General features: G+C 55.5%; 16 protein-coding genes. 6 read left to right on the plus strand and 10 right to left on the minus strand.

Annotation, left to right across the window (positions count from 1 at the left end; all coding sequences use genetic code 11):
• Positions 1-60: 60 nt before the first annotated feature.
• Positions 61-1,863: an NAD(P)/FAD-dependent oxidoreductase gene (locus M8010_RS07060; RefSeq protein ID WP_250089893.1), complete on the minus strand. Its 1,803-nt coding sequence runs from the start codon at positions 1,861-1,863 to the stop codon at positions 61-63.
• A gap of 377 nt (positions 1,864-2,240) precedes the next feature.
• Here M8010_RS07060 and M8010_RS07065 point away from each other — a divergent pair, with 377 nt between their 5' ends.
• The gene (locus M8010_RS07065) at positions 2,241-4,196 is read left to right on the plus strand and encodes a sigma-54-dependent Fis family transcriptional regulator (RefSeq protein ID WP_250089894.1); all 1,956 of its coding nucleotides are present in this window, start codon (positions 2,241-2,243) and stop codon (positions 4,194-4,196) included.
• Positions 4,197-4,217: 21 nt separating this feature from the next.
• Here the strand turns inward: M8010_RS07065 and M8010_RS07070 are convergent, their stop codons facing one another.
• The gene (locus M8010_RS07070) at positions 4,218-5,615 is read right to left on the minus strand and encodes a DUF4998 domain-containing protein (RefSeq protein WP_250089895.1); all 1,398 of its coding nucleotides are present in this window, start codon (positions 5,613-5,615) and stop codon (positions 4,218-4,220) included.
• A 390-nt stretch (positions 5,616-6,005) separates the two neighbouring features.
• Here M8010_RS07070 and M8010_RS07075 point away from each other — a divergent pair, with 390 nt between their 5' ends.
• Positions 6,006-6,914 carry a homocysteine S-methyltransferase family protein gene (locus tag M8010_RS07075; RefSeq protein WP_250089896.1) on the plus strand — a complete coding sequence of 303 codons (909 nt, stop codon included), beginning with the start codon at positions 6,006-6,008 and terminating at the stop codon, positions 6,912-6,914.
• Positions 6,915-7,232: 318 nt separating this feature from the next.
• On the opposite strand, the gene M8010_RS07080 is transcribed toward M8010_RS07075, so the two are convergent.
• The 5 genes from M8010_RS07080 to M8010_RS07100 are packed head-to-tail and all read right to left on the minus strand — an operon-like array spanning position 7,233 to position 11,935.
• Positions 7,233-8,024, minus strand: a complete 792-nt coding sequence (locus M8010_RS07080; RefSeq protein ID WP_250089897.1) for an ABC transporter ATP-binding protein — start codon at positions 8,022-8,024, stop codon at positions 7,233-7,235.
• A gap of 14 nt (positions 8,025-8,038) precedes the next feature.
• Positions 8,039-9,073 carry an ABC transporter substrate-binding protein gene (locus tag M8010_RS07085; RefSeq protein WP_250089898.1) on the minus strand — a complete coding sequence of 345 codons (1,035 nt, stop codon included), beginning with the start codon at positions 9,071-9,073 and terminating at the stop codon, positions 8,039-8,041.
• 48 nt (positions 9,074-9,121) lie between these two features.
• Positions 9,122-9,997 (minus strand): ABC transporter permease, encoded by an 876-nt coding sequence (locus tag M8010_RS07090; RefSeq protein ID WP_250089899.1) that lies wholly within the window; start codon positions 9,995-9,997, stop codon positions 9,122-9,124.
• Positions 9,998-10,007: 10 nt separating this feature from the next.
• Positions 10,008-11,024 (minus strand): fatty acid desaturase family protein, encoded by a 1,017-nt coding sequence (locus tag M8010_RS07095; RefSeq protein WP_250089900.1) that lies wholly within the window; start codon positions 11,022-11,024, stop codon positions 10,008-10,010.
• A gap of 38 nt (positions 11,025-11,062) precedes the next feature.
• Positions 11,063-11,935 carry a sugar phosphate isomerase/epimerase family protein gene (locus M8010_RS07100; RefSeq protein ID WP_250089901.1) on the minus strand — a complete coding sequence of 291 codons (873 nt, stop codon included), beginning with the start codon at positions 11,933-11,935 and terminating at the stop codon, positions 11,063-11,065.
• A 270-nt stretch (positions 11,936-12,205) separates the two neighbouring features.
• Here M8010_RS07100 and M8010_RS07105 point away from each other — a divergent pair, with 270 nt between their 5' ends.
• Positions 12,206-13,306 (plus strand): GGDEF domain-containing protein, encoded by a 1,101-nt coding sequence (locus M8010_RS07105; protein ID WP_250089902.1) that lies wholly within the window; start codon positions 12,206-12,208, stop codon positions 13,304-13,306.
• Between the two features lie 40 nt (positions 13,307-13,346).
• On the opposite strand, the gene M8010_RS07110 is transcribed toward M8010_RS07105, so the two are convergent.
• Positions 13,347-13,916 (minus strand): NnrU family protein, encoded by a 570-nt coding sequence (locus tag M8010_RS07110; protein ID WP_250089903.1) that lies wholly within the window; start codon positions 13,914-13,916, stop codon positions 13,347-13,349.
• Positions 13,917-14,068: 152 nt separating this feature from the next.
• On the opposite strand from M8010_RS07110, the gene M8010_RS07115 reads away from it, so the two are divergent.
• Both M8010_RS07115 and M8010_RS07120 read left to right on the plus strand, forming a co-directional pair.
• The gene (locus M8010_RS07115; protein WP_250089904.1) at positions 14,069-14,443 is read left to right on the plus strand and encodes a hypothetical protein; all 375 of its coding nucleotides are present in this window, start codon (positions 14,069-14,071) and stop codon (positions 14,441-14,443) included.
• 1 nt (position 14,444) lies between these two features.
• On the plus strand, positions 14,445-14,768 hold the full coding sequence (locus M8010_RS07120; protein ID WP_250089906.1) for a hypothetical protein: 324 nt from the start codon (positions 14,445-14,447) through the stop codon (positions 14,766-14,768).
• A gap of 17 nt (positions 14,769-14,785) precedes the next feature.
• Here M8010_RS07120 and M8010_RS07125 read toward each other — a convergent pair whose 3' ends face one another.
• The gene (locus M8010_RS07125) at positions 14,786-15,445 is read right to left on the minus strand and encodes a DUF2238 domain-containing protein (RefSeq protein WP_250089908.1); all 660 of its coding nucleotides are present in this window, start codon (positions 15,443-15,445) and stop codon (positions 14,786-14,788) included.
• 196 nt (positions 15,446-15,641) lie between these two features.
• Between M8010_RS07125 and M8010_RS07130 the strand changes: the two genes are divergently transcribed.
• Complete coding sequence (locus M8010_RS07130) at positions 15,642-16,754, plus strand: ADP-ribosylglycohydrolase family protein (protein WP_250089910.1); 1,113 nt, start codon at positions 15,642-15,644, stop codon at positions 16,752-16,754.
• On the opposite strand, the gene ovoA is transcribed toward M8010_RS07130, so the two are convergent.
• Positions 16,726-18,888 carry a 5-histidylcysteine sulfoxide synthase gene (gene ovoA, locus M8010_RS07135; protein WP_250089911.1) on the minus strand — a complete coding sequence of 721 codons (2,163 nt, stop codon included), beginning with the start codon at positions 18,886-18,888 and terminating at the stop codon, positions 16,726-16,728. The two genes, M8010_RS07130 and ovoA, sit on opposite strands and share 29 nt — an antisense overlap.
• Positions 18,889-18,969 lie beyond the last annotated feature (81 nt).

Here is an 18,969-nt window from a genome sequence, read left to right on the forward strand (position 1 = left end):
ACAGAAAACTCTGTATGCCTCAGGCCAGCGACGGTTAACAAGGGAAGCCAGCCTCCGGGTTCAGGAGAGATGATGAACGCCCTCCAGGCCATAGACCGGTGTGTCGAGCCCCTCTTTCCGGGCTTTTAGCTGAAGTGCCAGGTAGAGCGAGTAGTGACGTGACTGGTGCAGATTGCCACCGTGGAACCAGAGTGCTTCCTGGTGAGTGGGTTTCCACATATTCCTCAGTTCGCCTTCCCAGGGGCCGGGATCTTTTGTGGTGTCCGAGCCCATGCCCCAGCATTTGCCAACTTTGTCGGCAACTTCCTGGGAGATAATCCGGGCGGCCCAGCCATTCATGGAGCCAAAACCGGTAGCGTAGACGATCAGGTCTGCCGGCAGCTCCGTGCCATCGGTCAGGGTTACAGATTTGGGATTAACCCGTTCGATGCTGACGCCGCTTTTGAGCTTGATCTCACCCTGGGCAACAAGTTCGGATGCACCGACGTCAATGTAGTATCCAGAGCCGCGGCGCAGGTATTTCATGAACAGGCCAGAGCCATCGTCACCGAAGTCCAGCATGAATCCGGCCCTCTTCAGGCGCTGGTAAAAGTCTGCATCCTGTTCGGCAACCTGCTCATAAACCGGTATGTGCATGTCCGGCATGATTTTGAACGGAACCGATGCAAAGGTGAGATCGGCTTTCTCGGTAGTCATGCCATTCTGTACGGCTTCTTCGGAATAGAGCGGGCCGAGCACCAGATCCATAAGTGTGTCGGATTTCACGATGTGAGTGGACGAGCGCTGAACCATGGTGACGTCGGCGTCGTTCTCCCAGAGTGCCGCGCATATGTCGTGGGCAGAGTTGTTGGCGCCAAGCACAACACATTTCTTGCCCTTATAGGCTGCGCCGCCGGGATGCTTGCTTGAGTGGTGCTGCTCACCCTCGAAGCTGTCCATTCCCGGAATGTCGGGGATATTGGGGATACCTGACATCCCCGTCGCCAGAACCAGCTGCTTGGGGTGCAGGGTGACTTTCTCGCCTTCCCGAACCACGTCGACGACCCATTCCTTGCTGGCTTCGTCATAGCGAGCGCCGGTGCATTCCGTGGAGCCCCAGTAGTTGAGCTCCATGATTTTGGTGTACATCTCCAGCCAGTCCCCGAGCTTGTCCTTCGGTGTGAAAACAGGCCAGTGCTCCGGAAATGGCAGGTAAGGCATGTGGTCGTACCAGACCGGGTCATGCAGGCAAAGTGATTTGTAGCGGTTGCGCCAGGAATCACCCGCCTTCGGGTTGCGTTCGATAACGATGGTTGGCACATCCAGTTGCCGCAGTCGAGCTGCCAGGCCGATGCCGCCCTGTCCACCACCAATAATTACGCAGTAGGGCTGGCGGCTGTAGCCCAGCTCCCGTTCTTCCTCCTGCTTTGCCTCAAACCAGGTCTGTCGTGATTTGGTCGCGCCGTGTTGAGCGCCCTTTGGACGCAGAAATTTTCGTTTCTCCGGGAATTCTTTCAGTTCCTGCATGGTGGTCAGTAATGTCCAGGCAGCGCCGTCGCGCAGGCGAACATGGCCTTTGCCAAGCGCGTCTTTGGTCTCGAATGTTATCCAGGCTTCGGTAACGCCATCCTGCTCGGTGGCCTCTTCCGCAACCTTCCAGTTACTGGGGCGGGTATTGCCGACCGTTTGTTCCAGCATGTCACGGATGCCATCGCGACCTTCCACTGTCTTGATGTTCCAGGTCATGGTGACGAGATCTCGCCAAAAACCGTCTGCCTCGAATAGCTCAGCGGCCCGGCCGGGATCGCTTGATTGCAGGGTTTCGTTGAACCCGTCGAGCCATTGCTGGACTCGTTGGGTGGAAGTGCTTTGTGTTTCGCTCATTACGATTCTCCGGATTTGCATTGTTGTTGTTGGCTGGGTGCTATTGGCGCCCAGTGCAGAAATGAATCCTTCCGTCGAGACTGAGCAGATGGTGTGCCAGCTTTGCTTTCGGGATCTTCCGGGCTCCTAAAGTACTGAATACAAGCGCAATACCTGGTCTTCCGGTGGGTCATGGACAGCGAGGGGACGGATCCGGATCAGGTTTTTTGCGTTACACCTGTAATGCTTTGGGTGGTATGCGCGTGACAGGTGTAATGCCCGATCGGGCACTAAAGAAGGATGTTGATATCGGCTTGTGAGGTATATGCTATCTGGGCGATGCAGCAGTATCTCTCGTGGATGACAACAACAAGATCAGAGCGATGCAGGAGCTTGGCATGACTATGCAACTGGCAAAGCGGCGCCACATTGATGCGGTTCTGAGTTTTACAGACGACCGCTCGTCCTCAGTGTTGCCGCCGGGTTCGGAATTGATCGGGCGTTCCTGGAAACGATGTATCGATGAGTACGGACTGGATCCCAGTCAGCCACGCAGCGCGCGGATTGTGACTCAGCAAATCCTGAAAGAGCATCAGGACTCGGTGGACGAGTTTCTCAATGTGGCCAGGGCTGGTGTAGAGCAGCTTTACATGAACATCGCCAACCTCGGTTATGTGTTGCTGCTTACGGATCACCGGGGTATCACTGTGCAGTATCTGGGTGACCGCCGTTATGATCAGCGTTTGCGTAAAGCCGGTCTGTATCTTGGCGCCGACTGGAGCGAACAGTATGCAGGTACCTGTGCTGTCGGCACCTGTATTGAGGAGCAGCAGCCTCTGACCTGCCATCGGGTCGACCACTTCGACGCCAGCCACATCAATCTGACCTGCACGTCAGCACCGATTCTTGATCCTCTTGGCAATCTGTTAGCGGTTCTGGATATATCCGCCCTCGATTCACCCGACCCGCGTAGTAGTCAGACCTTTGCAATGCACCTGACACAACTCTATGCCCGGATGATCGAGGATGCTTACTTTCTGCGTCGTTATCGTAACCAGACAATTTTCAGGTGTGACGCCTCTCGCGAGTTTGTTCAGGTGAATGGTCAGTACCTGTTTGCTATTGACGATGATGGCTGTGTGGAGGCCGCTAATACAGCCGGGCGCTCTCTTATATCGAGCCCGAAAGCAGAAGCCGGCCTGATATCCAGGCCGGACCTTACCAGTCTGTTCGAATGCGAGTTGAGGGATATCTGGAGCATCCCCTACGATCATGACGATCAGGTAAAAGCATTCAGGCACTGTGCCACCGGAAGTACCTTTTTTGCCTCACTGATCATGCCCAGCGCCAGGTCTTCGTCCTCGCCTTCGGCTGAGGCCCTTTCTGCTGATGACTATGTACCCGAGTTAGATGCCCTGGCAGCGGATGATCCGGTAATGCGGCGTACCCTTGGGTTGGCCAAGCGACTCAGAAACAGAGATGTCGGGCTGCTGGTGCTGGGAGAGACCGGCACGGGCAAGGAAGTACTGGCCCGTGCAATACACGACTCCAGCCATCGCTCCCGTCGGGCATTTGTGGCGGTAAATTGTGCTGCCATTCCGGAATCACTGATCGAGAGCGAACTTTTCGGTTATGTGGCGGGGGCTTTTACCGGTGCCCGGTCCAAAGGCATGCGGGGGATGATTCAACAAGCGGACGGAGGCACGTTATTCCTGGATGAAATCGGCGACATGCCTTTGCAGCTACAGACGCGCCTGCTGCGGGTTCTGGCCGAGGGTGAGATCCTGCCCGTCGGTGCTGACAGTCCCGTTAAGGTGAACTGCCGTGTGATAGCAGCCACGCATCAGGATCTTGGACAACTGATTGAGCGTGGTGCCTTCCGGGCAGACCTGTATTACCGATTGAATGGCGCTACCCTGCGTTTGCCTTCACTGGGCGAAAGGGCTGATCGCCAGTATGTGATTAAGCGGGTGCTTGCAAACCTGATTGCCAGGGGTGAATTACCCGATGTCCGCATCCGGGCAGATGCGATGAGTGCACTGCTTGCCTATGACTGGCCGGGTAATATTCGCCAGCTCGTTAATGCGCTGGCGTTTGCCGAGGCTACCTGCGACAACGGCCAGATTACGGTTAATGATTTGCCGGAAGAATGTCTTTCTGATCATGCACTAGCCAACTCAGCCCCTGTTTCGGTTATCGAACAGAACGAGCATAATCCACTGTTGTCGGCCCTGAAAAAATATCAGTGGAATGTTTCCGAGGTTGCACGCTCTTACGGTGTCTCACGGCCGACCATTTATCGCTGGATGCACCAGCAGGATATTGAGCCACCAAGGTTTTTGGGCAAGAAGTGATTGCCGGCCAGTGACACCGCTTCATATCTGCTTGTGCACAACCTCGGACAGCCGGCTGCGGTTTCCGTCGGTATCAAGGGTGCGGATGGCGAAGTACCAGTTGCCTTCGGTGAGCTCATCCACCAGCAGTTCGTCGATTGAGGCATCACCAATGGCGACACTTTGGTTCAGGGTTTCTTGGCTGGTGCCGTAGACCACCTCAAAGCCGGCGATTTCGCCCATGGACAGGCTTTCGCCATTTTCACGGGTGAGCGGCGCAGTCCAGCTCAGCAGTGCAGTGTTGGCCGGAAGGGTGTCTTCAGGAGAAGTTTCCGTTGCCTGTGGCTCATCGGCTTCAGTTTCCGTGTTGGCGACGGTGTCTCCGGTGTTGCCGTCGACGGTGGTGGTATCTTCGGTCTTATCAGCCAGTTCGGCGTCGCCGTTGGTGTCGTTCGTCTTATCGTCCGTTGGGTCTGAAACTGTACTGTCTTTGTTCGTGTCTGCGAGGCTGGAATCGCTGTCTTGGTAGACGTCTGCAATGGACTTGAAGCGTTGCACGTTGCGGTGCTCAACCACCGCAAGTCTCTGGCTGATGATGCTTGAGTCCACGGTGGCCTGGAGTTCGGAGGCCTGCACCGCTGCTGCGGTAACGAGATCTGCCAGCGCTACGTTCACGCCATCGCCCATCAGGCTGATCCGCCCGGTTTTACTTGCCTGCATGGCAAGGTTATTTAATACATCGGAAATGGTGTCCCATTGAGCGTTGTCGTTCACCAGCGCGAGGAAAGCAGCATTGGCGATAGCCATCTGCAAGGCGTCTGCGGACACGCTGCCGGATTCATCCAGTCGGGTCAGATCCGGTGGGGTCAGGCGCAAGGAGCCGGCTGTCAGGCCAAACCAGCCTTCCACTGTTTCGTAGGCACCGGAGATGGCCTCTGGAGAAAGCCCGTTGGGGCTGCGTTCAGCCAGGGTTACGGCCAGGTGAGTCAGCGGGGTGAGGTTGACGGTTTCCAGTTGCAGGTCGCCCGCTCCGCGCAGGGAGAAACTGCTGTCCAGCCCCATGGGGTGGCCGAAGGCTACCGGCTCGGCGTCACTCTGTATGCAGTGGGGTGTCACGTCACAAATCATGCGGGTGTTCACGTCTGCCCGAAGTTCGACCAGTGCCCAGCTATCTGCCTTCCCGCGCAGTTGCCACTTATAACTACCTTCGTCGTCGGTCAGTACCGGCTTTGCATAGTCTCTCTGTGGGGTGTGGTTGCCGTGTATGTCGGAAACCAGGCGATTGACAGTTACCCGCCCCTGTTGGATAACGCCTTTCATGGCAGCACCGGTGACCTCAAAGGTCGGCTCGTTTGTGCCCTGGGATTGCGCTGCTGTGCTGTTGTCGTTGGAAGTAATGTCCAGACCGCAGCCCGAGAGCAGTACTACCGCAGAAATCATCAGCAGTCCATGCTTCGATGTTTTATTGCCGCAATATGACATTTTATGCACCAATTTATTGACGAAATCGGGCGAATCATACAGCGGAGATTTTCAGTGAAATGAGGCCTGGGTCTGGTTTTAAACACAGGTTGCGTCAGCAAAATGGCGTTTACGGAAGGAAACACGTTGAGATAGAGGGTTACGTGCTGCGTATGCATGGGGCGCTGTTTAACCTATTGGTTTCATGAGTTTTATTAAATCGTTGATGAGTGCTGGCGAGGTGATTGGAGGGTGCAATAGTGAAGAGGACTTACAATTTTAAACACGGCTGAAGAGCCGGCAGATGGTTTGACGACCTGATGTGCATGCGGGAGTATTACCCTCCGGATTCAGACACAAGGAGCCAGTATGAGACCCGTTGTACTTCTGGACGGAGGCCTTGGCCAGGAAATCTACCGCAGAGCCCGGCGGGTCAGCTCGCCGCTCTGGTCCGTGGCCGTCATGCTGGAGCAACCCGAGGTTGTTACGGCGGTGCATGCGGATTTTATCCGTGCCGGGGCCAGAACCCTGTCACTGAATACCTATGCGGCCACAGCAACCCGCATGCGTGAGCAGGGGATGCACGAACAGATGGCGGAGGTTCATCAGCAAGCCTTTGATGCCCTCGAACGTGCCATCAATGCGACCGACGCAGAGGTGGATATTGCAGGTTGTCTGGGCCCACTGACCGGAAGCTATCGGGGCCAACCCGACCGTACCTTTGAAGATCTGAGAGACGAATATTCCACACTGGTCCGGTTGCAGGCCGGGGTTGATGTATTCCTGATCGAAACCATGACCAACAGCCTGGAAGCCTGCGCGGCGTGTGCCGCAGCCAGCGAGCCAGGGAAGCCCTATGGCGTGGCCTTTCGTCTTGAGGAGGATGGCAGGCTTAAGTCCGGTGAATCTCTGGCCGAAGCGGTCTCAGCAGTGAGAAGCTACGCGCCCACCGCTATCATGCTGAACTGCTGTGACCCCGAAGTGTTGACTGCCAGTATGCCCGAACTGGCTGGCCTTTATCCGCGTGTGGGCGGTTATGCCAATGCTTTCAAGTCGGTGCAGGCGATGGCCGATGGCGGTCTGGCTGATACTCTGGAGACGCGGGCGGATATTTCACCGAGCGCCTATGCGGCGAATGTGCAACGGTGGCTGGCAGACGGTGCAAGCGTTGTTGGTGGCTGCTGCGAAATTACGCCCGGGCATATTCGCCATTTAGCGGGCAAGCTTGCAGGCGAATTCGAGTCAATCCGTTTTTCTGAATTGGTTTGGAGGAAATGAGGGTTCAGCCAACGCAATGATCGGAAGCCATCCGCATGATGGCGTAGTAGTTTGGTATCCCGGCGCGCTCCTACTGTTCGAAAGCGATAAACCTGCCAGGCCAGATCAGCCTCATCCGTTTTCAGGCCAAGGTTCTCCGGTGACCAAGGGTCTTTCGGTCCGAAGAAATGACGAAGCTTGTCGCGGCTTTCGATAACCGCCTCATAGTCCAGTTCAACCCATTCCGGGCCGGCAGGAACCAGCAGGACCCGCTTGCCCCGCCATTGTGTTGGCACAGCAAAACCATCAATGGGTAGTGGGTGAAACTCCTTTTCCGCACTAAGCCGCATCCCGCCCTTCGTCTCGCATCAGTCGGCGAATATGAATCTCCAACTGCCGGTAGTCATCGGATTGCAGGAATGCCTCCCGGTCGCCCTGTGGCAGCCCGCCTTTGAAATCCGTGTGAATGGTTTCCTTCAAACGCCCAGGATGCCGGGACAGGAAGAAAACAACGTCGCCCAGATACAGCGCTTCTTCGATATCGTGAGACACGGCCATGACGGTGGTGCGCTCTTTGCGAACCACGTTCAGCAGAAGATCCTGCATCTGCCAGCGGGTTTCCGGGTCCAGGGCACCGAAAGGTTCGTCCATCAGCAGCAAGTCCGGATAATTAGCGAGGGTTCGAGCGATGGCCACTCGCTGTCGCATGCCTCCGGAAAGCTGATGGGGGTAGGCGTCTGCGAATTTTTCCAGGCCTACGGCGCGGATGAAGTGATCAACAGTGCCCTCGTTGAGTGCACTGCTGTCACCGTTGATTTTGAGGCCGTAGGCGACGTTGTCGCGAACGGTCAGCCACGGAAACGAGGTGTAGTCCTGAAACACCATTCCCCGGTCACGGCCTGGTTGATCGACTGCCCGGCCATTGAGATTGATGCCGCCCTCCGAGGGTTTCTCGAGGCCTGCCACCATGCGCAACAGGGTGGATTTGCCGCAGCCGGAGGGGCCGAGCAGAACACCGACCTTGCCTGTGGGCAGTGACAGCGAAATGTCATCCAGCGCCAGAATGGAGCGACCACCAGACTGGAAGGTTTTGCTGATGCCGGATACCCAGAGACCCTTGGCAGAAAGCATGGCAATGGCTCCTTTTACTGACCGGACTCAAGGATTGTTTTCAGCGGCGTCATATCCACCCCTGCTTCCATCGGATGACGCTTCTCAATGAGTCCGAATTTTAGCCACCAGTCGGTGACCGTTTCCCAGTTTTCCGTTACCTGGCCATTGGGCAGGCCAAGGGGCAGCTCACCGGGCGCCAGGCCCATATATTTTGCAGCCTGAGTCTTGTCGAAGATCCAGATGCCGCCCTTGTGGATTTCACCGGTTGAGCCGATGACTTTTTCAACATCAGACACCGGAAATCTCAGCGCTTTGGCAATGATTTCGTTGGCCTCGTCGGGGTTTTCTTTCCAGTAGTCCACAGCATCGAAATAGGCCTGCATCGTCTTGGCGGCGATTTCAGGTTTGTTTTCCAGAAACATGTCGCTCATGTACATGGCATCACCCAGAAGGGCCGTTTCAATCCAGCCAGGTTCTTCCGAGGAGGCGGCAACAGTGGAACCGGGCAGTGCGTCCAGTGCCTGGGAGCCAAACGGTTCCCAGAATTCGGCAGCGCTGACATCACCACCAACCAGGGCACCGACGGCATCGTCCATAATCAGGTTGGTGAATTCGACTTCATCGATGCCGACACCGTTTTCTTCCAGCCATATGCCCATGAAGATCTGGGTCAGGCCGCCTTCAAGTACTGCCACGGATTCACCCCTGAGGTCTTCAGCGCTTTCGATTCCAGGCGCAAGCACGATTTTGTCAGTGCCGTAGGACGGATTGGTGTAGGTGACCATTTTGATCGGGACGTTTTTGTCTGCCGCGATCGGGGCGTATTCTGCGGTACTGGACGTGACATCCAGCGCGTCTGCAGACATCAGTGCGAAACTCTCGTAAGGGTCTTCGATAATGGTGATTTCAAAGTCGAGATCCGGCGCCAGGTTTTTTTCCTGAGCGATAAACCAGAAACCGTAACCCGGCCATGAAAACAGCGACAGGCGTACTGTCTCTGCCGACAGGGCATTTCCCGAAATCAGGGCAAGCATAGCTATACAGAGACCACGTTTAAGCCAGTCCATTTCGTATTACCTCTTGAGTTGGAAAAGACATCTGGTCGAGCGCCTTCATCAGGAGTGCCCCCGGCCGAGATAGGGAAAGCATTTGCGGTAAACCAGTCTGAACAGAATATCGAACAGCAGGCCGAGTACGCCGATGGTGACGATGCCCGCCATAATGTCGTCGACATGCACAAAGCGTTTGGCGCGCATCATCATGGCCCCGATGCCGTCGGTTGCGGCGACAATTTCAGCGATCACCAGGTAAGTCCAACTCACTGCCAGCATCTGCCGGCAGGTGTCCACATAGCCCGGCAGTGAGTGACGGAAGAGCACGGTCCATAGAATGATGCGGCGCCCGCCACCCAGCGTTTTCGCGGTTTCGATCAATACCTTTGGCGTTTGTCGGGTGACATCGGCAAGCATGATGACCAGGAAGAACACCACGCCCATCAATAGCAGCGTTATCTTCTGGGTATCTCCGGTGCCCAGCCACATCAGCAGCAGCGGAATAAAGGCCGGGGCCGGCAGATAACGCCATGCCCCAAGAAGCGGATTTAGTACACCGTCTACCCGGGCAAAGGAACCCATCAGCAGCCCAATAGGCAAAGCGATCAGAATAGCGATGCCGAAGCTGATCACGATTCGGGTGATACTGGAGACAACGTCGCTGAAGAACCCCTTTTCAAGGAATAAATCCTGCAGTGAACTGAAAACAGCCGCCGGTCCGGGGTACAGGCGATCCGGAGCCAGCTCCATCTGGGAGGTGATCTGCCAGAGCAGAAGAAAGGCAAGCCAGCCTATAGCGCCCAGAACCAGACGCTGACCGCCCGGAATCGACTGGTTGAAGTCGAACCAGTAATCCGAACGTTTCTGCACTTTATTGCTTGTGGCTTTTGCCGGGGTCATCGCTTGTTGCGTCGCTTTATCCGAGAGCTTTGCGGTCATTGGTTTAACCTCAGAAGGCCGTCAGGAAGCTGAGCCCGTAAACCGGAACGGCTTTGCCATCATGCAATGCTTCGGGTACCTCAACCTGCCCGTAGGTTTCTGCGTAGATGCCGTCGAGACGGTTGCGGTGATAGCTCCTGAGCTGTCCTTTCATGCCGACAGTGCGGGTGTAGGCGTCGCCAAACAGGTCGTTATGCAGCGCCGGCAGTTTGTACCAGGGCATCGTGGGCTTGGCATGGTGCGCATTGTGGTAGCAGAAATTGAGCACCAGTAGATTCAGGGCGGGCCAGCGACGTGAAATCAGGTTGCTGTAGGTGTTGTCCTGTTCGTATTCGCGGTCGCCTTTCCGGGGCAATTCCGCGTCCGGGTCTTTCAGGTTGACCACGATTTCATAGTTGTGCTGATAGGCATCAAAGAATCGCAGCACCGTGAGCATCAACATGTAGGCAAGGGCATACAACAGAACGGCTTTGACGCTCCAGGCGGCCAGTGCTACGAGCACCGCTGCACGGGTCAGCAGAACAGCCACAAGGCGTTTTCTCAGCGAGCTTGTGCCAATGCGCGTAAAAGGTGCCACCATCAGTACGGCGTGCATCAGAATGTCGACGGCCGGGATGTAGCACCACTCCAGGGCAAAAACGATTTTTTCGGTTCCGGGATGGGCCTTCAGCCATTCGCGGTAATCGAATGAAATCGGATCGGCGTTATCCACATGGTGCCGCATGTGCTTGTACCGCAGATCCTCATAGGTGCCATAGCTGCCGCCGGTAACCCAGTTAAGCAGTCTGCCCAAACGGGTATTGTGTTCGGTCTTTTTAAAGATGGCATTGTGGGCGCAGTCATGTACAAGGTAAGCAGCGATCACCATGCCGTGGGCGCAGGCGAGCACGCCCAATGCCGGCAATAAAAATCCGGGCCGAGCCATCAATAGCCAGCCGCCAATGTATGCTGTAACAATGTAGGCCAGAACAAGCGTCAGCGGCCATACACCGTCCGAATGGCGAAGATGCTGAGTAATGTTAGGCATGGTCCTGTTGTCTCCTGTGAATTCTGAACGATAAAGCGTCAGGCGATTTTCGAAGTTTGGACGGTTGAGGATTGCCAACGCTTGAAGTGCGCCAGTTCCTCTTCCCCGATCCAGCGATTGAGGGACCAGAGATCGGCAATGGGTGCCTGGGTGAACGGCAGCAGGTGCAGGTAGCCGTCGGTTCCGAATTCCGGGGTCATGTAGCTGTAATCCAGTCCCCGTTCGGATTGTGATTGCCACACAGCTTCCCAGCAGGCCTGGTGCGATGCCAGCGCCTCGGCGTACTCGGGTGCGGCCGGGTGAGGTACCTGTGGGCCCTGGTCGTAGCCAACGCGGGAGTGAATGTGGCGCGCCTGCTTAGCCGTCCGCACTATGCAGTCCCAATCGATGTGTGGCAGGCGTTCGCTGACCACTGCCCAGTGGCTGAAATCACAGGTGACGTCGATGTGGGGCACTTTCTCCAGAATGGCGACAGTGTTCCATGGGCTGAAAAAACTGCGGCCCCGGTGGGTTTCGAAACTGACCGGAATGCCGAGCCTGTCAGCGATGTTCTGGGCTTCGGAGAAAAAGCGTATCGAGTCATCGATGGGCCATGCGTCACAGCCGCCCATTACATTGACAAATTCCGGCTTCAGGCCGGTTCTGGTTGCACTTAGCAGCTTGGTTTCGAAGTCTTCCAGATGTTCTTTGATGCTTGCATCGCGTCGCGGGACGTAGCTGCCGGTGGTACAGACTTCCTGAATCCACAAGAGTTTGTTCGCGGACAGAGTTTCACCAAAGGCATGAGCAGCCTGGGCGGATTCAGGCACAGGCGCCTCAATGCCATCAAATCCGGCTTCTTCTACCTGATCAACGGCCTGCGCCAATGAGCCTTCATGTCCCCATAAAGTTTTGAAACGTTTCAGGTGCACAGATGACTCCCTCATAGATCTGCTGGATATATGAAGTCTTGATTGCAACCCTTGTGCCATAAGCCTGGAAACGCTTTAAATATACAGGCTGACATGTAAAAGGTGGGCTGTCAGAGTTTTTTTTGGCGGGCTTTATGTTGATGATTGGTGCAGTTGCACATGGGTGGTGCGCTTGAGTGTTATGGTCTGCACTCACAGTCCTGCTCCGAAGAGAATTTGATCAGCTTCAAGTTTCTGCCATGATTCAGAGGCCTCACAAGAGAATGTTGCATGCGAAATATTTCTGTTGACCAATACAATCTGTCGTCTCGCGACATGCTCCTGCTTCGTCTGTCGATGCTCACAGGCGGTATTCTGATTATCCTTTTCATGATTGGCGATCTTCAGATGCTGCCGAAAGAATTGGCGGATGTTTACGTCATCAACCGGGTAATCCTTCAGCTCCCGGTTGTTTTTGCTCTGCTTGCGTTCAGTTTCCACCGGCGTTTCTTCGAGTTTGCTCAGCCGGCTTTCTTTCTGGTTATCCTCAGTTTGAGCTATGCGAATTATTATCTGATTCACGTTGCCTGGGAGCAGGCCGGATTTAGTTTTCCCTACGAGGGAACTTTGCTGTACGCATTCTTCGGCTTTTTTGTCTTCGGAATACACTTCCGTTACGCGCTGTGGCTCATGTTGTTGAGTTCTCTGGGTTTTATGTGGCTGATGCTGCTGGAGCCGGTGTACGGTGATCGCACGTTTATGAACGTTGGATTCGTGATGGGCTCACTGTTCATTGGTGTCATCGGAAGGCATAGGCTGGACCGGCTGCTAGGTAAGCTGGAGGAGGCCAATGAGCAATTGATCACACTGAGTACTACTGACGGCCTGACAGATTTGTTGAATCGTCGTGCCCTCACGGATTATTCAGAGCGGCTCTTCTCCCTGCTCAGGCGCTCGGATCAGCCGTTGGCAGTGTTTATGATCGACCTGGATCACTTTAAGCAATTCAATGACTTGTACGGTCACCAAGAGGGCGACCGCGCCATTCGCTGCCAGGCCGATATTCTGAAAAGTGTGTTTAAGCGTCAGGCGGACATTCTTGGTCGCTACGGTGGTGAAGAATTTATTGTTGTTACCGCTGGCCACAACAGAACCGAGTTTGAAAATCAGGCCAGAGAAATTCTCGCCCAGTGGAATGCGATGGCAATGCCGAATGAGGGGGCTCCCGGCGGAAAGTTTCTCAGTTGTTCGATTGGGATCTGTTATGGCTCCGCTGCTGACTTTGCCTCGATTGAGGAGATGATAAAAACAGCCGATCAGGCGCTCTACGGCGCGAAAAATCATGGGCGGAGAACATTTGTAGTGGCCAGTTCGAGGAAACGGCAAGAGTAACGGACGTCCGGAACAGGCTCGCTCCACCAAGGCAGTCTGCTCAGACCGGCGCCACACCAAAGAGCCACTGGTGCGCCCAGATCACCATGACCACATAAACCGCAAGTCCGCCGATAACGGCGATCGCATCATTCGCTCTGGTGGCTGGTGCAGTGGGAATGGGCCGCTGGGTTCTGCGCTTCATGGAAATCCGGTCGACTACGGCCCATGCCAGGAAGGAACCGAACAACAGCAGGTCGTGCAGCATGCCATTGGCCAGTAGGTGAGCGAGTGCCCAGAGCTTGACGGCGACCAGCATCGGGTGCCCCACCTTTGCCTTGATCCTGCCCGGAAAGTAAGTGGCGAACAGTAGCGGAAAGACCGGGACCAGAAGCAGAAAGGACAGGTGCTTAAGCCAGCCCGGTGGTACATAGATCACGGTCGGATCCATGCGGGCAGCGCCGTAGCCCCATACGATCAGCACCAGGCCGACGAGAGAAGCCAGTCCGTAGAGCCCTTTGAACGCAGCCTCGCCCAGGGAGGCATGAAGGCGGTTACGTAGCGGCTCGTTGACGATAGACAGTGAGTGCACGCCGAGAAACAGAACCAGGCCAACGATCAGTGTGGTCATGTGCCAAACTCCTTGTTGTATAAGGGGGTGGGCCTTTGTCCATGAGTGGCCCTGAGGTGAAAATCCCAGTCAGTATAGCCGCGCAAACCGAGACAGCACACTTCCGAGTGTTTATCATCCACAGCCTGTTTCACCGGATTAAAAAGGCGCCCATGAAGCTTCCCAAGGTCACCATTGTACTGGTATCCGCATCCCTGCTGTTTGTTCTCTGGGAGCAAACCCGGGAACAACCGGAACCTGTTGATGCCAGTCGTTTTACCAATCTTGCCGCAAATCCGGTTGAGCGCAGTGTTGCTGTGGACTGGGTGATTACTCAGATTCCGGCCCTGTGTGAGGATGCAGCCGGGCAGAGCCGCGGCTCAGAGGCCCATTCAGAATGCGTCAGCAAAAGTGAGGCCCGCACATCTTCCTGCCGGCGGGCGCTCTATGACAGGTTCCCGAGTGTGATAGCCTCCGACGACGTGTTCCGGGATCTGTCCATCACGGCAATGAATTGTCTGGTTCCCCGATCAGGAGTGGTTGAATAGTATGTCTGAAGATCCGCTGAAAGCTTTGTCCGACATGGCCAGTGATGCCCATGCCCGAATACAGGCGGCGCATCAGCATATCAATCCGGTAGTGGAAGTGCGCCGCGGCATGCGTGATTCGGGCATTCCCGCCGATGTGATGACCATCGACTGCCTGCGCACACGCCGGCGTATAACTCTCATCCTGCATGATGAGCAGCCGGGCGTGCTGCTCTACCAGTTTGTGACCATCGAAGATGAGGTGGGTGACGATTTCAAACAGATGGCGTTGTCGGATGTAGATACAACAACACTGTTTGACTGGATACAGGACTACTTTGGCTGACCCGGCCGCCCGTGCCTTTACCGTTTGAAGAACCTGGGGTTACGTTCGATGAACGAATCGATCCAGCGCTCCAGGAACGACCGTTCGTCGGGATTCTTGAGATAACGCCAGCCCAACAGGGAAATGACCAGGGCACCAACGCCGTCGACGATCAGGTCCCACATGGTATCCGTCAGTCCTGACGGGTCGCCCAGCATGGGTTTCTGCATATTCATGCCGAAAAAAGAGTCCATGGTGAACTCGAAGATCTCCCACAACGCCCCCACACCCAAAGCAAACATGAAAGCAAAGAAGGCGACGAAACCGGGTTTCATGTGCACGTGGATCTTCTCGGTTTCGTTCGTGATGTGGACGAGCAGAAAACCGAGAATGCCCAGCAAAAAGCCGGACATGGTATGCAGTGCCATATCCCACCACCAGAAGCGGGTGTAGTAATCCCGTATCTCGCCCAGAAACAGGGACGCAAACACGAATGCGATGGCAGCAAGCTGCAGTTCTGGCGGAATGTGGATCCGGAAACGGCGCTCAAACAGCAGCGGGAAAAAAGTGATCGCTATGATCATTGCGGTCAGGAACGCGGTAAACCAGCGTTGGCCCCAGATTGCGAATGCCGTTTCGGCCAACAGTATCAACTGCAAGGCAATAGTAATTCTTTGGTGGGTAATACGAATGCGCATGGGTCTGAGGCTCGCGAAATCAGTGTGTTAACCCTATCACATCACGATTGATGGTGGCTGTTGGTATCTCCAATGGTCCTGATTTCTGATTTGTTGTTCAAAACCCATCGTAAATAGAAACCAGGTTCCGAAAGAATTTTCAATCCAGACTTGGGCACTGAATGTTCAGGCCTGGCCCGGAGGTGTTCGCTTGACCATGGATTATGATTCATCACATCGTGTTGCCAGTGCACTCAAGACCCAGTTCATCGCCGATGCCTTGGCAATGCCGGTGCACTGGTATTACAACCCGATGGACATCGAGAAAGCCTTTCCCGGGGGTATTCAGCGGTTTGAGGCCCCGCCGGATTTTCACCCCTCCTCTATCATGTCGCTGCATTCGACCAGCAGCGGAGGCCGCCGTTCAGTGCAGAGCGCGACAAATGAAAGGGCGCCCCGGATTGTGGATGACGTCATTCTGAAGGGCAAGGCCCAGTACTGGAACGTGCCGAACGTTCATTATCATCAGGGGATGGGGCCGGGAGAGAATACCCTGAACGCCCATTGTGCCCGTGTTCTTATGCGTTCGCTGGTTGATGGGAAAGGGCATTATGATCAGCAGGCATTTCTGTCGGCTTATATCGGCTTCATGACGGCAGACCCTCCCGAGCACACGGATACTTACGCCGAGTCTTACCATCGGGGGTTTTTTGCCAACCTGCAGCGGGGCCTCCCTCCGGAAAAATGCGCGATGACAACCCACGATACACCGTCAGTTGGCGGGTTGGCGACAATCGCCCCGCTGGTATTCTCGCAACGACTCAGGGGTGCCGACGTGCCCGCGATACAGGCATTGTGCCGCGAACATGTGGCACTGACCCATCCGGATGAGGCCTTGATGAAGGTCTGTGACCGCTATGTAAGCCTGCTCTGCGGGTTAATGGAGAAGCCGGGTGAAGAGGGTGTAAAGTCGCTTCTGGCGGAAGCCGGCAAAGGCGTGGCTGGTCTCGATATCGCTGGTCTGGTGAAGCGCAATCTGCCCGATCTGCACGTTGTCGGCCGGCTGTACTCACCGGCCTGCTATATTTCCGATTCGTGGCCGGTGGTCCTGTATCTGGCTTACAAGTACCACAGGGACCCCTGGCTCGCGCTTCGCGTGAATACCAATCTGGGTGGTGATAATGTTCACCGGGGCATGGTGCTTGGCGCACTGATGGGACTGTTGACTGACGAAATAGCCACCAGCTGGTTTGAGCAGCTGGTGGCAAGCAAGGCGATTGATCAGGAGGTCGACGCGCTGATCAGCGCGGCAACCGCTCCCAGACAGTGACTTCAGAAAGCGTGTGCTGGAATTTGTGCTGGGTTTCGCGAATCACAAACGGCACTTTTCTCGGCTCACTCACCAAACGGAAGTTCCGGGAAAGACAGTCTTTCAGGCCATCCAGTGTGGTGTAATTTTCACCATCCTTTTTGAAGCCGCCAATCCATTCTTCCTTTGGCGTGTGCTCCTCCAGCCACGTGTAGGGTGAGGCGATGATCAGCAGCCCACCGTCATTGATCCGTTCATGGATGCTGTCCAGAAACCGCTTTGGCCGGTAAAGCCGGTCAATCAGATTGGCCGCCAATACCAGATCGTAGCCCGCATAGTGCGGCTTGAGGTTGCAGGCATCGCCCTGATGGAAGCTCACTTTACCGGCGCAGTCTTCAAGCCCCAGCTCCTTGAGGGTTCGGGTGTTATAACTGACCAGCTCTCCTTCTTCGGCAAGCGAGTAACGAACGGAGCCTTGCTCGGCCATTTCCACCCCGAGACGGATAAAGTTGGCCGAGAAGTCTACGCCCTCCACTTTGTTGAACTGTCTCGCCAACTCGAAGCTTGAGCGACCGCAGGCGCAGCCGAGATCCAGGGCTTTACCGGTGGGCTTGCCTTCCATGGACGCCAATGCCAGGTCCGCCAGGGCCTTTGGGAAGTTCTCAACACCGAACCAGGTATCGCCAAAGTGAAACTCTGCGTACTCGGTAAGCAGCCGGTCGCTTTCGTAGTAGCCATTGGGTTGGGTCGCCTCATGCTCAGAGGCGATGTAGCGAAAACCGGCATGCTGAAAGAAGTGACGTCTGAAGGCATAGCGTGCTGCCAGCCTGGCTTCGTTGCCACAGGAAATCCAGGAGCCACCCTTGATCAGGTTGTGTTGCCCGTCGAAGGTGGGCGTTGTGAAATCATCGTAGAGCGGATGCACTTTGAAGTTGTCAAACGGGTACGTGGGTGTTTCTGTCCACTGCCAGACATTCCCGACGACATCGAACCACTCGCCGTGACGGAATCGGGTAACCGGGCAGGAAGATGCGCCATGGTCCAGATGGAGGTTGGCATTGGCAGGGTCCGTTCCGACTTCTTCGATACCAGCCTCCGAGCATAAGCGGTACCACTCGTCCTCGGTTGGCAAGCGGATCGGCAGTCCGGTTTGTTCCTGCTTCCACTCACAGAAAGCTTTGGCTTCGTGGTAGTTCACCTCCACTGGCCAATCCCACGGCATTTCAACTTCTTCGGTCATCAGGCGCAGGTACCAGCCATTGTGCCAGCGCCAGAACGTAGGTTGCTTCGCTTTGGCAAACCGGCGCCATGAGCTTCCCTCTTCGCTCCAGTAGCTGTCCTGCTCATAGCCACCAGCCTCTACAAATTCCAGAAACTCCTGATTGCTCACCAGATACTGGCTGGCCTTGAACTTCTCAACGCTCGCTTCGTGTTGTCCGTACTCATTGTCCCAGCCGTAGTAGGCGTCGTCGAAGGGTTTTCCTATACGCACGGTGCCGGCAGGAACGGTAATGAGGATGTTCTCCGGGGCGTCCCCGGTTTCGCGTATGGGGGCCCAATCCGGCTGCGGTTTTACCCTGGCCAGATCATGCTGGCGGATGAGCACGGACGAGGTTTCCAGGTGAATGCGCTCGTGCTCGATGCCCATGATGATCGGCCACCAGGGGCTTTCCCAGTTGATGGGCAGATTCAGAGGCAGGGTTTCAATCAGCTCAAGAATGCTGGCGCGAACCTTGGCGCGGTAATCCATCACGGCAGAAACACTGGGCCATTCGTAGTGATCATCGTTGAGGTCGTCCCAGCTCATTTCATCAACGCCTACGGCGAAAACGGATTCCATGTGCGGGTCAATGCGCTCTGGCAATAGCTTTGCCAGCACCAGTTTGTTGACGAAGAAGGTCGCGGTATGGCCGAGATAGAAAATGAGCGGGTGTCTCAGTGGAACGGACTTTCTGTAATAGCCCGCATCATCGGCCAGACAGTCGAATAACCCTGTGTAGGTGTCGAAGGTATTGGTGAAATAAAGCGCAATCTCGTTGCGTTTTTCATCGACAGCACCCTCTACAAGGTTGCGGGTTCTGCGCAGTGCTGGTCGGTTTTGCATCGATTCGGGGCGGTTGGCAGCGGATAATTGTTCCTGAACTGGCAATGTCATGGTCAAACACGTCCTTTTAGGTGTTAACTCCCGATTCAATACGTTGCACCACAGACTCGTGGTTCAGTAGTTTTGACGAAA

The sequence above is a fragment of the Marinobacter sp. ATCH36 genome (assembly GCF_023555055.1).
GTDB lineage: Bacteria > Pseudomonadota > Gammaproteobacteria > Pseudomonadales > Oleiphilaceae > Marinobacter.

What these genes read in the sequence shown, in the direction of transcription:
- M8010_RS07060 (WP_250089893.1), bottom strand. Translation starts at nt 1,863, where the DNA reads ATGAGCGAAACACAAAGCACTTCCACCCAACGAGTCCAGCAATGGCTC.
- M8010_RS07065 (WP_250089894.1), top strand. Translation starts at nt 2,241, where the DNA reads ATGACTATGCAACTGGCAAAGCGGCGCCACATTGATGCGGTTCTGAGT.
- M8010_RS07070 (WP_250089895.1), bottom strand. Translation starts at nt 5,615, where the DNA reads ATGATTTCTGCGGTAGTACTGCTCTCGGGCTGCGGTCTGGACATTACT.
- M8010_RS07075 (WP_250089896.1), top strand. Translation starts at nt 6,006, where the DNA reads ATGAGACCCGTTGTACTTCTGGACGGAGGCCTTGGCCAGGAAATCTAC.
- M8010_RS07080 (WP_250089897.1), bottom strand. Translation starts at nt 8,024, where the DNA reads ATGCTTTCTGCCAAGGGTCTCTGGGTATCCGGCATCAGCAAAACCTTC.
- M8010_RS07085 (WP_250089898.1), bottom strand. Translation starts at nt 9,073, where the DNA reads ATGGACTGGCTTAAACGTGGTCTCTGTATAGCTATGCTTGCCCTGATT.
- M8010_RS07090 (WP_250089899.1), bottom strand. Translation starts at nt 9,997, where the DNA reads ATGACCGCAAAGCTCTCGGATAAAGCGACGCAACAAGCGATGACCCCG.
- M8010_RS07095 (WP_250089900.1), bottom strand. Translation starts at nt 11,024, where the DNA reads ATGCCTAACATTACTCAGCATCTTCGCCATTCGGACGGTGTATGGCCG.
- M8010_RS07105 (WP_250089902.1), top strand. Translation starts at nt 12,206, where the DNA reads ATGCGAAATATTTCTGTTGACCAATACAATCTGTCGTCTCGCGACATG.
- M8010_RS07110 (WP_250089903.1), bottom strand. Translation starts at nt 13,916, where the DNA reads ATGACCACACTGATCGTTGGCCTGGTTCTGTTTCTCGGCGTGCACTCA.
- M8010_RS07115 (WP_250089904.1), top strand. Translation starts at nt 14,069, where the DNA reads ATGAAGCTTCCCAAGGTCACCATTGTACTGGTATCCGCATCCCTGCTG.
- M8010_RS07120 (WP_250089906.1), top strand. Translation starts at nt 14,445, where the DNA reads ATGTCTGAAGATCCGCTGAAAGCTTTGTCCGACATGGCCAGTGATGCC.
- M8010_RS07125 (WP_250089908.1), bottom strand. Translation starts at nt 15,445, where the DNA reads ATGCGCATTCGTATTACCCACCAAAGAATTACTATTGCCTTGCAGTTG.
- M8010_RS07130 (WP_250089910.1), top strand. Translation starts at nt 15,642, where the DNA reads ATGGATTATGATTCATCACATCGTGTTGCCAGTGCACTCAAGACCCAG.
- ovoA (WP_250089911.1), bottom strand. Translation starts at nt 18,888, where the DNA reads ATGACATTGCCAGTTCAGGAACAATTATCCGCTGCCAACCGCCCCGAA.